The 13376-nt window shown below is 52.9% G+C and carries 12 protein-coding genes; 5 read left to right on the forward strand and 7 right to left on the reverse strand.

Annotated features, from left to right (window positions below; all coding sequences use genetic code 11):
* From D3878_RS16245 to D3878_RS16260, 4 genes are all read right to left on the reverse strand, one after another.
* The gene (locus D3878_RS16245) at positions 1-963 is read right to left on the reverse strand and encodes a glycoside hydrolase family protein (RefSeq protein WP_119787947.1); all 963 of its coding nucleotides are present in this window, start codon (positions 961-963) and stop codon (positions 1-3) included.
* Positions 964-986: 23 nt separating this feature from the next.
* A complete protein-coding gene (locus tag D3878_RS16250; protein ID WP_119786438.1) occupies positions 987-1685 on the reverse strand; it encodes a WbqC family protein in 699 nt (232 codons plus the stop codon).
* A gap of 32 nt (positions 1686-1717) precedes the next feature.
* Positions 1718-2836, reverse strand: a complete 1119-nt coding sequence (locus tag D3878_RS16255) for a DegT/DnrJ/EryC1/StrS family aminotransferase (RefSeq protein ID WP_119786439.1) — start codon at positions 2834-2836, stop codon at positions 1718-1720.
* A gap of 377 nt (positions 2837-3213) precedes the next feature.
* Complete coding sequence (locus D3878_RS16260) at positions 3214-4062, reverse strand: Wzz/FepE/Etk N-terminal domain-containing protein (RefSeq protein ID WP_119786440.1); 849 nt, start codon at positions 4060-4062, stop codon at positions 3214-3216.
* Positions 4063-4459: 397 nt separating this feature from the next.
* On the opposite strand from D3878_RS16260, the gene D3878_RS16265 reads away from it, so the two are divergent.
* The gene (locus D3878_RS16265) at positions 4460-4843 is read left to right on the forward strand and encodes a DUF6394 family protein (RefSeq protein ID WP_119786441.1); all 384 of its coding nucleotides are present in this window, start codon (positions 4460-4462) and stop codon (positions 4841-4843) included.
* A 2-nt stretch (positions 4844-4845) separates the two neighbouring features.
* Positions 4846-6540, forward strand: coding sequence for a potassium channel family protein (locus tag D3878_RS16270; RefSeq protein WP_119786442.1), 1695 nt, complete (start codon positions 4846-4848; stop codon positions 6538-6540).
* A 19-nt stretch (positions 6541-6559) separates the two neighbouring features.
* Here the strand turns inward: D3878_RS16270 and D3878_RS16275 are convergent, their stop codons facing one another.
* A complete protein-coding gene (locus tag D3878_RS16275; protein WP_147384002.1) occupies positions 6560-6961 on the reverse strand; it encodes a hypothetical protein in 402 nt (133 codons plus the stop codon).
* A 629-nt stretch (positions 6962-7590) separates the two neighbouring features.
* On the opposite strand from D3878_RS16275, the gene D3878_RS16280 reads away from it, so the two are divergent.
* Entirely contained in the window at positions 7591-8253 is a 663-nt protein-coding gene (locus D3878_RS16280; protein WP_119786444.1) for a TetR/AcrR family transcriptional regulator, read from the forward strand.
* A 38-nt stretch (positions 8254-8291) separates the two neighbouring features.
* Here the strand turns inward: D3878_RS16280 and D3878_RS16285 are convergent, their stop codons facing one another.
* Together D3878_RS16285 and D3878_RS16290 are read right to left on the reverse strand one after the other, a co-directional pair.
* The gene (locus D3878_RS16285; protein ID WP_158592293.1) at positions 8292-9881 is read right to left on the reverse strand and encodes a class I adenylate-forming enzyme family protein; all 1590 of its coding nucleotides are present in this window, start codon (positions 9879-9881) and stop codon (positions 8292-8294) included.
* A 102-nt stretch (positions 9882-9983) separates the two neighbouring features.
* Positions 9984-10940, reverse strand: a complete 957-nt coding sequence (locus D3878_RS16290) for an enoyl-CoA hydratase/isomerase family protein (protein ID WP_233556360.1) — start codon at positions 10938-10940, stop codon at positions 9984-9986.
* A 340-nt stretch (positions 10941-11280) separates the two neighbouring features.
* Here D3878_RS16290 and D3878_RS16295 point away from each other — a divergent pair, with 340 nt between their 5' ends.
* Positions 11281-12078 (forward strand): enoyl-CoA hydratase-related protein, encoded by a 798-nt coding sequence (locus tag D3878_RS16295; RefSeq protein ID WP_119787949.1) that lies wholly within the window; start codon positions 11281-11283, stop codon positions 12076-12078.
* A 93-nt stretch (positions 12079-12171) separates the two neighbouring features.
* Positions 12172-13344 (forward strand): isovaleryl-CoA dehydrogenase, encoded by a 1173-nt coding sequence (locus D3878_RS16300; RefSeq protein ID WP_119786446.1) that lies wholly within the window; start codon positions 12172-12174, stop codon positions 13342-13344.
* Positions 13345-13376: the final 32 nt, after the last annotated feature.

A 13376-nucleotide genomic window follows, 5' to 3' on the forward strand; every position in this document is an offset into this window, starting at 1 on the left:
CTACGCTAAGGTGCCGTCCAGCACGGCCAGTCCGAAACCGTACCTGCCGACCTGATCGCCCAGGTAGGCCAGATAGGTCTTGCCATCCAGTTCGAATACATGCGGATAGCTGATCATCTCGGCATCCCAGCCTTCTTCCGAAACGTCGATGCCGGCCTTCGTATCATCGCGCACCCAGTCGGTCAGGTTGGTGCTGGAAGCGTAGCCAATTCGGTAACCATTTGCTTTGCCGCGATAATGGCTGCTGTGGCGGTAACAGAAAAACATGTGGTACTTGCCATTGGCGAAGAACACGTCCGGGCTGGCTTGTGCCTCGTCTTCCTCGATGCGGCTTTCGATCAGGTCCTTGTTTTGCTTGACCCAGTGAATGCCATCCTGGGACGTGGCCATGCGGATCTTGTAGACCGGCTCCGCTCTGCCATCCACCACCTTCCATTTGCGTCCGGCGATGTACCACAGGTACCAGACATCATTGAAGCGACGTATCTTGGGTCCGCTCAGCACAAACGGTTCATCCGGCGAATAGCTGAGGATCGGCCCGTTGCCGGCCTTGGCGAATGTCTTGCCATCGTCGCGGCTGATTGCGCAACCAATGGCGACATTGAAGGGGACGGATTCGCAACGCGTCCATCCGGCATAAAACGCCCGGACTTCGTCGCCATCGCGAATGACGGATACGGGGTAGGTGCCGAACTCATCGAACTCGCCGACGCCGCCCAGGCCCAGGATGGGCTGTTCGCTCACATTGCGCACCTTGAACAGGTCGTCGCGATCCAGATCCACGTAGGCGGAATAGCTTACGTATTGTCCGTTTGCGTCTGCCGGCGGTCGGCAGGAGAAGTAAACGCGGACAAAGTCATCGAAAACCAGCGTTGCCGGTGCTTGTGCGAATTCCTTCAGCCAACTGCGCCCTTTTACTTCCTGCGGAGAAAAGACCTTGCCTAGTTTTTTCCATGTAAACATATGTGCAATGCGTTCCATACTTGTCAGATCAGTTCATGGTGCGATTCGATACACTCGCGGATGACGCCGGGTGCATTGAACATCATCACGTCGATGATGGAGAGCCAGGGGACGAAAGGATGATCGAACTGCGTGTATTCGAATGGCCTGGATTTAATAAACTTCAAATCGATGCCACTCTCCTTGAATTCGTCCCTGGAGTAGAGTTCCAGGCCACCGATCGCATTGAGATAGGTGTCGGCGCCCACGGCCTCGCATAAGGCGAGCACTTTATCCTGATTCTTCAAATCATGATCAATGGCAATGCTCGAGGAGACCTTGATTTCCGTCGCAATGCCCAGGTGCTCACAGGTTTGGACCAGCGAGTGATGCAAAAAGCCAAACAGGTTCGCATCCGCATGCCGCACGATGCGCTCGACCAGCGGAAATGTTTGCGCGAAATACGGCGCACGCCGATACGTTCCCTTGATCTGGTTCAATAATTTGTCGCGGTTGAAATCTGCGGCAAGTTCCCGTTTGCATACATCCAGGCTGTCCGAATCATTTTTCAACGGCAACGAAAACATAACATCATTGCCGTTTTGCAACATTCTATTTCGGTTGATCCAACCTTTCTTTGTGTATTTGATGTTGTCATACACGATGAACAGGTCAACTGACTGGATCAACTGGAAGTAGCCAATATAGGGGAAAAAATAGGGCTGCATGATGGCGACTTTCATGCGTCCTTCGTTATTGTGAGAATTCATTCCGACTACATTGATTGGGCAGCAATCAGTTGGGTAATTCGGTCGATTTGTTCGGTCTCCAGGGCCGGGTAAATCGGCAGGCAAAGGATCTTTTGCGCAGCGGCGGAAGCCACGGGAAGATTGGCGGGATCTGCCGATGGCAAGCCTCGGTACATCGGAAAGTCGGAAATCAGGGGGTAGAAATAACGGCGTGGGTGAATGCCGTTTTCCTTGAGCGTATGGTAGAGATCGTCACGACTGATAGGATAGTCGGGCTGTACCAGGACCGGAAAATAAGAATAGTTGGCAAGCTTCTCGCCGGCGTCGGCCAGGCAATGAATGCCTTTAACCCCGGCCAGACGTTCTCGATATGTGGCATCAATTTCTTTGCGGCGCGCGAGCGCTTTATCAATGTGTTCCAGTTGCAATAAACCAAAGGCGGCATTGATTTCACTCATTTTGCCATTGATCCCGGGCGCGACCACAGTCACTTCGCCTACGTGGCCAAAATTCTTCAACTGATCGATGCGGGTTTTGGTTTTTGCATCAGGGCAAACAATCGCGCCACCCTCAAAGGTGTTAAACACTTTGGTGGCATGAAAACTAAGTACCGACAGGTCGCCATGCCTCAGAATACTGCCGCCATGGTCTTGCACGCCAAAGGCATGCGCCGCATCGTAGATCACCCGGAGGTTGTAGTTGTCGGCGATTTTTTGAATTGCTTCGATATCGCAAGGGTGCCCATAGCAGTGGACCGGCATGATTGCGGTCGTGTGCGGGGTGATCGCGGCTTCAATTCTGGCCGGATCCAGATTGAGCGTATTCGGGTCGACGTCCACAAATACTGGCTTGATGCCGTTCCACAGAAGCGAGTGAGAAGTCGCTACAAATGAATACGGGGTCGTGATGACCTCGCCAGTAATGCGCAGCGATTGCAGGGCCGTGACCAAGGCGATGGTGCCATTGGTAAACAATGCGATGTGATTGACCCCGAGATATTTGCACAGCGCCTCTTCCAGTTGTTGATGGAACGGGCCGCCGTTGGTCAAAATCTTGTTGCTCCAGATTTTTTCCAGGTAAGGCAGAAAATCTTCCAGGGGCGGGAGGTAGGGTTGGGTGACGTAGATGGGGTCGGATTTATTCATTCAATTCTTCGCTAATCCAGATGTGATCTATTGCAGAAGGAGCGTTGGCCGGATCTGCAGTGCCAATGTGCCACACGGGAAATGCAATATTGATCTTGTTTAATTTGGCCAGTTTGTCGGTTGGACATTCCACAAAGAAACAGCGCCTCAATTGTTGCCGTCCTGGACGCAGCCTTCCGGACGCTTCTCTCATGCCTCCAGAATTTTACCCTACGATACGCACAGGAAGTCTTTTGGGAATCGAAAAATTTTGTCAATATGGAAAGATTTTTGGTGAAATGGATACCTCGAAGGTCGCGGTGGCATTGGATGCGCCGCACGATGGGGCCGGGACGGGCACACAAACTCTTTCAGGGTGTTGCCGCTGAGCGGTGGTTTTAGGAAGCGAAAACTTTTCTTCCCGCTAAAAACATTAGCCCAAATAATATGCCGGCAATCGCAGAGGATAAGACAATCAACGCTTTATTCGGCTCCACTGGACCGCTTGGCGCATAAATAGGCGTGACTAGCGTCGTACCTTTTGTTTGCGGCTCCGCCAGATCCAGCTGCTTGTCATTTATCTGGTTTCTTAATTCCGTTATTTCATGGTCTTTTGTCATTAACGTGGCCAATAACAAGGCTGAAGCGGAAAACTTGCCGTCATCGAAGACGAATTTCATGTCCTTTACCGGAAGCAGGGCTAATAATTTTTCCGCCTCTGCAAGCTTCCTTTCCAGGGTATGAAGCTGAGATTTTTTTGTGTCCAGGATAGGCTTGGATAACGCCCCCTGGTTTTTGCTGACATCCGAAATTACTGATGTAAGGCAGCGTTGCGCAGCGTCGGGCGACAATCCTTTAAACCGGATGCTCACAATCGGGGCATTTTTGTTCGCAACTGGCTTCAGCTGGCTTGCCAAAACCTGGCCGGGAGAGGGGAGTGCTTTCTCTACCTGACATGCATTGAAAGTCTCACTCGAATAATAAAGAGGCAGCTTTAATTTTTCTGCAAGGATACTCGGCACCTCGACGGGAGTGCCGGCAACCATTGCCATTTCCAGATTCGCCGATGCTTCAAATTTGGCGGGCGTCAGCATGGCGTATGTTCCGCCAAGCAACAAGCAAATGAGGGTAGACGCAATGATCCAGCGCTTGCCGTCCTTAAAAAACTGAACGATATCGTGCAAATTCATTTCTTCTTCAGGAATCGTGGTGATGTTTGATGGCGTTGCTAGGAGAATATTTTGCATGCGGCCTATGCTGTTCGTTTAGGCTGACCAAGTCGCCAGATGAAGGGGTGTCATGGTGCCAAAGCAAATGCACGGGTCTTTGGGCTCCCGGCTTTGACAATACGCTCCATTGCAAGAATCCTCTGGCCGGAATCGGATACACAGAATTTTATTGATTTATTACAATAAATCAATAAAACAAATTTGTCAAAACAGAGTTGTTTAGTGGTGGAGAAATGTCAAAAAGTATTATCGAGGCCAACAGGCAGTGGGCCCGCTATGTTTCCTTTTACACTACGATCAGATTGCATTCATTATTGGATTACGTACCACCAGCGACGTAGGAGAAACAGCTCGATTCCTCCAAGGTAACAATGAAATCGGGGGGAACATCCAACTCTGTCCCAAGAGGCATGCCATGAATCTGGAAAAGGTCATTTTTGCGTTTTTCATCGTTTTCGCTGCCACCCTCAATTTCGGCTTTTTTATAGGGGATATCGACCGTCCGGAACTTCACAACATCTATGAGCTGTTCGCGGCCATCGTGGTCAACATGATTGCCACCGTGCTCAAGTTCGGCGACCGCACCCAGATTGGCGCCGTGCTGCTTTCCACCAGCCTGGTGGCCGACCTCCAGTTGATTACGGCGGCGGTGATCTGGGCGATCGCGGTGCACATCAATGGCACTGGCATGACACCGGAAGTCACCTCGAGCGTCGTCTCCCTCTCCGGCGGCGCCCTGCTGGCCAATATCATTTCCGTCACAATGCTCGTGGTTGAAACGGTCATGATGCGGCGCTAGTCATGAACAGCGTCTTTTTCCTGGTCCTGCGGAGGATGCGGGCGCCGATCATCGTGCTGATCGTGTTTTATGCGATCGCGGTGCTGGGGCTGACGATTGTGCCGGGTATCAACGCCGATGGCACGCCGGCCCCGGCGATGAGTTTTTTTCACGCTTTCTACTTCATCAGCTTTACCGCCACGACCATCGGATTCGGCGAAATCCCCCGGGCTTTCTCTGACGCTCAGCGGCTGTGGGCCACGGCCTGCATCTACATGACCGTCATTGCCTGGTCCTACTCCATCCTGACCCTGCTGGCCCTGCTGCAGGACAAGGCGTTCCAGCATACCCTGGTGGCGTCGCGCTTTGCCCGCCATGTGGTGCGCATGCATGCGCCCTTCTTCCTGGTGTGCGGCTGCGGCGAAACAGGCAGCCTGATTTGCCGTGCCCTGGATATTCTGGGGTATGACTTCGTCATCCTGGACAAGGATGCGCAGCGTGTGGAAGAACTGGACCTGGAGGATTTCAAGACCAATGATCCCACGCTCACCGCAGACGCCGGCAGTGCCGCCAATCTGCTGATGGCCGGCTTGTGTCATCCGCAATGCAAAGGCGTTCTGGCCGTGACCAATGATGACGAATGCAACCTGGCCATTGCCATCAATACCCGGCTGCTCAATCCGGACATTCCTGTTCTCGCCCGCGCCCGCAGCCGGGGCGTCACGGCCAGCATGGCGTCGTTCGGCACCCACCACATCGTCAATGCCTACGAGCGGTTTGCCGAATACCTGGCGCTGGCCGTGGCGTCGCCGGAACGTTTCCGGCTGATCGAGATCCTGACTGGCTTGCCGGGAACGACGCTGCCGCAAGTGCATCTGCCGCCTCATGGGCGCTGGATCATCTGCGGTTACGGCCTTTTCGGGCAATCGATTGCCCGCTATCTGGCATTGCCCGGAATTACATTGACGGTGATCGACCCGGAAGGAGAGGGACCGGCCAGTGGCCACACCGTGCGCGGCATTGGCACCGAAGTGAGCGTGCTGGAAGCCGCCGGGATCATGGAAGCGCACGGCATTGTGGCCGGCAGCCCGAACGATATCAATAACCTGTCCATTGCCATGATGGCCAAGAAGCTCAATCCGGACATATTTGTCGTGGCGCGCCAGAACCAGGGCGCCAACGATGTGCTGTTCGACACCTTCCGCGCCGATTTCAGCATGGTGCATACGCGCATCGTGGCGCAGGAATGCATCTCGATCATCACCACCCCCTTGCTGTCACGCTTTCTCGCCGCCATACGGCAGACTGATGAAAGCGAGAGCCATGAACTTGCCGCGCGCCTGGAAGCCATCTGTAAAGGACAGGTCCCGGAAGTCTGGAGCGTCCAGCTTGACCTGCGCAACGCCGCAGCTGCGCACAAGGCCCTGCTCAACAACTGGCCACTCAGTGCCGGCCAGTTGTTGAGCGATGGCGCCAGGCGCGAGGCTAATCTGCCGGCGATCATCCTGATGGTCGAGCGGGGCAGCGAAATCTTTCTATTGCCGGACGCGGAATTCATGCTGAAGGCAGAAGATGCTGTCTTGCTCGCAGGCCAGCACTTCGTGCGTTCAGCGCTGAACATGACGCTGCGCAATGCGAACGTGTTGCATTACATCCTTACCGGCGAAGATCGAGGGGGCGGCCAGCTGTGGCAGTTGTTGTTCCCGAGACGGCGATAAAAGAGCCTCAGGGCAAGCGCTACATGGGTGAACGCGAAATCACAGGCGTGCCTTGTGCCGCATTGACCGTCACACGATCGCCCATTTGAAATTTCTGGCCACCCGCAGCAACATGAAATACCTCACGATGCCCATCCTCGAACTGAATAGTCAAGGTTTGTCCGATTACGGTCGCGCCAGATTCCACTGGTCCACCGCTGCTGCTCATGCCTTGGCGGCCGCCGCTGGTTATGGTGCTTGTGGTATCCCTGTTTTGAACGGCAACGACTGTGCCGCCGCGTACTGCTGCAGTTGCTTGCGAGGCAGGCATCGCCTGGGTCTGTGGTACGACTACCACTGCGGCAGGTTGCCGGGACGCACAACCGGACAGCACCGCTGCCGCAGCAACTGCTGCGAGGGCCAGTTTTTGATGTTGTTGCATATGCACCTCTTCAATAAACGCGCCGGCTTCCGGTGGAAATGCCAAATGTCCGGCAGCGCAAGCTATGGATAGTCATGCCTGATGAAAGCGCTCAGCGGTCATCGAATTGCCGTTGCAGCGTTTTAAATTATGACGTTGATTACTTTCAACAAGCCTTCCAGCCGCCCAAGTAAACCCATGCGGTTCTTTTCTTTTGAGCTACTAATCGTTCGGCTTCACCAATATTGACTGCAAGGTAAGTAGCAAGTTCGACAAATTCGCCTGTACTTTGTCCGTGTCGAGGCGTTTGGGGGTTGTGCGGCAGTCATGCGCACGCCAGGATAATGACCTGGTGGCCGTTGCATCGAGCATTGACGGCGCCTTGAAGATCAATTTGTGGAGCGCCTACAGTGGGTTGCGCAGGATTGCGCCCAGCCGCACCACGCCGACCAGAGACTCGGAGAGCAGCACAAGGAGGGCTACACGTTGTTGCTTGGCATAAGCCACGTTGATTTGCTTTACAATTGAAATTATGAATTATGGCTCAGAATCCATAATTTGTTGTATATATTGAATTCAGTACAACTCTTGATTTTCATGGAGAAGCGCGACTGTTATCATAAGCGTTCAATTCCATATAGGAGCGCAGAGTGAGTTCGTCGAGCGAAATCCACCCCCCCCAAAAAAAACGTGGCAAGCGTGCAGAACGGGCCGACGAGATCCGCCACGCGCTTTTTGACGCTGCAGCGACGGCTGTGGGGAAGTATGGCTACGAAGAAGCTTCTATCGGAAAGATTACAGAACTTGCTGGTGTTGCGAGCGGAACGTTTTACAATTATTTTGAGACGCGACAAGACCTTTTTGACCAGTTGCTCCCCGTGGTCGGGGACCAATTGCTTGAACATATTCGTGCGCGCTTGCCGGAGAATGTCGTTGGACTCGAACGCGAGCGTCAACGGATTGTCGCTTACTTCGAATTCTTTCGCCAAAACCCGGGATTCCTTCGGATATTGAACGAAGCCGAGATATTTGCTCCCCGTGCCTTCAAGCTGCACTTCAAGAAGTTTTCTGCACGGTATATGAAAGCGCTGAAAGGGCAAATGGAACGCGGGGAAATTCAAGCGTTTAACGAAGCGCAGTTGGAAGCCCTGGTGCACATACTGATGGGCGCACGTACCTATCTTACGATGCTTTCTTCTCGTTCCAGTGTGGCCTCACGCAAAAAAAACGATATGGTGCTTATCGATACTTACATGAAGCTTGTTGAGGGCGGCCTATTTGCGCCGGCAAAAGCAGCTACAGCAACGCATTGAGCGACCAATCGACTAATATGTTCATCTGAGCCTTGCGTCTAGTTGTTGCTGCTCACGCCGGGCAAGCTCTCAAGAAGTTTTTGCATTTCTTTACGGATCTCAAATTTAAGGATTTTTCCTGTCGCCGTTTGCGGCAGGCGTTCATAAATAATCACTTTTTTTGGCACTTCGAATGGCGCAAGCGTTGCTTTGCAATACGCGATTAATTCCGCCTGCGATGGCGGCGATTTTGTTGCAAGACAAACTGCCGCGATAACCTCTTCGCCCCAACGTTCGTTGGGCATGCCAATCACCGCCGCTGACGTTACGCCGGGATGGGAGAGCAAGCAGCGCTCGATCTTGATTGAGGAAACGTTTTCGCCGCCCGACTTGATGATGTCTTTTTTGCGATCCACAAAAAGTAGCATATCGTCTTCGTCAACGCGACCAAGATCGCCGGAATGGAACCAACCGCCGGCAAATGCCTTGCGCGTCGCCTCAGGATCTTTCAGATAGCCTTCCATCAGCATCGGGCCACGGTAGACGATCTCACCGACCTCGCCGTTTTCGAGAAGCGTTCCATCATCATCCATGATAGCCATTTCCACCAATGGCATCGCCCGGCCCCAGAACGGGCCTTCCTTGAGGAGTTGGTACTCGGATGAGAACACAACAGTTGGGGGATAAGCTTCCGTTTGGCCACTGGTCAGCGCAAAGCGTACGCCGAGTCGAGTGATCGCCTGGCGCAATGTCGCATGGTCCATTGGCGCCATGGCATAAAGGCAGAACTGCAGGCTCGACAGATTTGCGTCGTCCAGGCCGGGATGGGCCAGTAGGGTCCGGTACATGGCCGGCAAGGCAAACATCCAAGTAATGCGGTCCTTGCCGATGCTCTGGAGCAGCAGATAGGGATTGAATCCATCCATGATGACGACCGTGCCGCCACGGACAAGTGTCCCGCTGGTGAGCGAAAGCTGACCGCAATGGAAAAGTGGAAGAATGGCAGTGGCAATCGTATCTTCCGTCATTTCCCCTGCAAACGCATTGTGCATTGCGCCTACAGTTACATTAAGGTGGGACAGCATCGCCCCTTTGGGCGCCGATGTCGTGCCGCTTGTGTACATGATCATGGCAACATCGCGGTCGCCGACCAGGACATTCGGATCCGTCTTCAATTGGCCGGATGCCAAATCATGAAGCGTCTTCCATTCCAGGGTAGAGTCAGTCGAGAGCATGAACAAGTGTCTGGCAGTCGGAATCTGCGGAAGCAATGCCGCAATACGCCCGATCTCGCTTTTGTCGACAAAGATGGCATTCACCTCGGCATGGTTGAGCACATACTGAAGATCGCTTTCGGGAAGGGCAGGGTTTGCCGGACAAAGGATTGCACCGGCCTTGGCTGCGCCGAAGTACAACAGCAGGAACTCGATGCTGTTACGACCCAAGACAGAAATACGCGATCCCGCACCGAGCCCCAAAGCCAGTAAGCCATTGGCAACCTGGTTCGACAGATCGTCGAGTTCACGGTAAGAGAGGCGGCGCTCTCCCATGATCACGGAGGTTTTCCGAGGATGACGTCTGGCGCCACGACGGGAAATGTCACCCACGTTCACCCTTTGTGCCAGCAATGCCTCATTCGTTATTTCCATTCTCATCCCTTCCAGTTCCAGAGATTTCTAGAAACATAGTATGCAATTGTGGGCAGTATTTTCGGAAATTCCCGACCTACACTGTTCACACCTTCCGCAGGTCTATCGACCCTCGAAGTTCGGCTTTCGCTTGGCCACAAAAGCCCTTACAGCCTCTTGATGATCCTTGCTCGCGTTGGTGACTGTTTCATACGCCAGCGCGGCATCTGTCAGCAAGCCCGAGATTCGACGCAATTCCAGATTCATTACCGTCTTGGTCCAGCGAATCGCCATCGTGGCGCCTTCGGCAAGTTCCCTGGCTAACGCATTTACCTTGTCATCCAGTGCATTCGCAGGAACAGCGTAGTTGATGAGCCCCATTCCTGCAGCATCTTTTGCTGTCAGCATTCTTCCTGTCAGCAGCATCTCTTTTGCTTTTGCAAAGCCGACAAGTTGCGGCCAAATAACGGCACCGCCATCCCCTGCTACAAGCCCCATCCTGACATGGGGGTCGCCAATAAGCGCAGATTCATCTGCAACAATAATGTCACACATTAAAGCTAGTGATGCACCGAGCCCGGCAGCAGCACCATTGATGCGCGCAATAATGGGCTTTTCCAGTTCCAGCAAACCGTTGATGATTCTTTTTGCCTCAACAATCATTTCGTTCCATCGGTGGGGCTCATCGATCAATTCCTGGAACCAGGTCATGTCTCCGCCTGCACAGAACCAGCGGTCAATGCCGGTAAGTATCACGATATCCGTATCAGGATCGGAATTGATGTCATAAAAAACCCGCGCCAGATCCTGATGGAGATTGTCATCCACGGCGTTCTTTTTTTCAGCCGTGTTAATGATGACTTTTAAAATGCGCCCTTCTTGCTGGAAAGATAGTGAGCGATAACCCGTGTAGAAATTAATTGTCATAGATGGCGGCTCCAGCATTGATTGAGGTTGCGAGATAAAAAGATATTCGAATAAACCAGATGTTGATTTTCTTCTGCCTTGTTTTTTCAGGTGTATAAACCTGTGCCTTGGCACGCCGACATAGAACTGGCCTGGAGAGAGTAATTCCTCCACCACGTGGTGCCACTTTCCCAGGGAATATCCTTAAATATATTATTGTGAATCATGATTCATGTAAATGCTATAGCTCTGAAATATTCTTGTCAATCGTATTTGTGATACATCTTGTTCGAGCAAAGATTAGTAAGGAAATTAAATTTGTAAATCATGAATCATGGTTCATAAAAATCTTGACAGGGGCGATTTTAAAGTGGAACAATGCAAAAAATGCAGACTTTTTTGTACTTGCCTGTTTGCGGCAATGGAGGTTATTGCCGGCTGCTAACAAGTTATTCAGTTGCATTCGTGGTCAGGTTTCTCATTTGAGAGATTTTTATCAGTCATGGAGCAGAGAATGAGCGAGTGCGTTTTAACTACAATCAATGCAGGAATCGGGAGCATCGTGCTGAATCGGCCTGACAAGGCAAACGCTCTTGATCAGGCATCGGTCGCTGCCTTGAGAAATGCAATTGACCGCATCTGCGCAGATCGTTCTGTACGCGTAGTGCTGATCAGAGCAACGGGAAAGACATTCTGTTCCGGCGGCGATATCAGCAACTTCAAAAGCAACATCGATGGCCTGGCGCCCATGCTTGAAGGCCTGCTTGGCCCGCTGAATGAGGTGATACTCAAGCTGGCGAACATGCCGGTGCCGGTAATTTCTGTATTGAATGGGCCTGTTGGCGGCGGCGGAATTGGTTTGGCGCTGGTCGCTGACTTCGTCCTGGCTGCGCAATCCATGAAGCTGCGTGGCGGATACTCCGCAATTGGATTAACGCCCGACGTCGGCAGTTCGTGGTTCCTGACGCGTCGTGTCGGACCTGCGCGTGCCAGGGAGATATTCATTCTGAATCGCCCTGTTAATGCCGATGACTGTCTGGCGTCCGGGGTTGTCGATGCAATCTATCCAGATGATCAGCTGGCATTCGAGGCTGACAAGCTGGCAGAAAGTATTGCTGCAGGTGCTGCAAAGTCAATTGCCCGCATTAAAGCTCTTGTAAATGGCGCATCTCAGCGCACCTTGCATGAGCAACTGGCACTAGAGCGCGAATACATGGTTGCGTCTGGAGACAGTGCGGATGCCCGAGAGGGGATCACTGCTTTTCTGGAAAAGCGCGCCCCAAGGTTTGGCCCAGGCGGAAGCCCAGTCTAGTACGTGCTACTGCTAATTAACGCGCCGAACCGGATTTGCAAGCAAACCGGTATCTAATCGGCGAACACGAACCGAGCAACAATGGAGAACGATATGCGCATAACAGGACTGGATTTTGGCTTGGATGAAGACATCGAAATGTTATGTGCTACGGTACGGAACTTCGCCGAGAAAGAAATTGCGCCCCGCGCTGCGGAAGTAGATCGCGATAATCAATTTCCCACAGGCCTGTGGCGAAAATTCGGCGAGCTTGGGTTGCTCGGAATGACGGTCAGCGAGGAATATGGCGGTGTCAACATGGGGTATTTTGCCCACATGCTCGTCATGGAAGAGATCTCGCGTGCCTCGGCATCCGTTGGTCTCTCCTATGGAGCGCACTCAAATCTCTGCGTAAATGTGCTGTACACGAACGGGAATGCGGCGCAAAAGAAAAAATATCTGCCAAAACTGGTGAGCGGTGAACACGTAGGGGCGCTGGCGATGTCCGAACCGAACGCCGGTTCCGACGTCGTCAGCATGAAGCTGCGTGCCGACCGCCGTGGCGACCACTACGTGCTGAACGGCTCCAAGATGTGGATCACTAATGGCGGAGACGCCGATACACTGGTGGTCTATGCCAAAACCGATGTGGAAGCCGGCGCCAAGGGAATGACCGCCTTCATTATTGAAAAAGGCATGAAAGGCTTTAGTTGTGGTACAAAGCTCGACAAGCTCGGTTGCCGTGGCTCCAACACCTATCCGTTATTTTTCGATGACTGTGCAGTGCCTGCCGAAAATGTACTGAACGGCGAGGGAAATGGTGTCAAGGTATTGATGTCAGGCCTGGACTATGAACGTGCGGTGATGGCTGCTGGACCTCTGGGAATTATGGGGGCGTGCATGGATGTTGTGATCCCGTATATTCACGATCGCAAGCAATTCGGCCAGAGCATCGGTGAGTTCCAGCTTATGCAAGGCAAGATCGCCGATATGTACACCACCTGGCAGGCTTGCCGCGCCTATCTCTATGCCGTCGGCAAGGCATGCGACGCCGGGTCCCACTCGCGTGACCTGCGCAAGGATGCCGCCGGTGTCATTTTGTATCTCGCGGAAAAAGCAACCTGGATGGCCGGCGAGGCGATCCAGACCCTGGGCGGCAATGGCTATATCAACGAATATCCGGTGGGGCGCTTCTGGCGTGATGCCAAGTTATGGGAAATCGGCGCTGGCACATCTGAAATTCGTCGCATGTTGATCGGGCGCGAAATTTTCAACACCACAAAATGAATTCCATGTCGTACATAAAGATTATCCAGGAA

The sequence above is a fragment of the Noviherbaspirillum sedimenti genome (assembly GCF_003590835.1).
GTDB lineage: Bacteria > Pseudomonadota > Gammaproteobacteria > Burkholderiales > Burkholderiaceae_D > Paucimonas > Paucimonas sedimenti.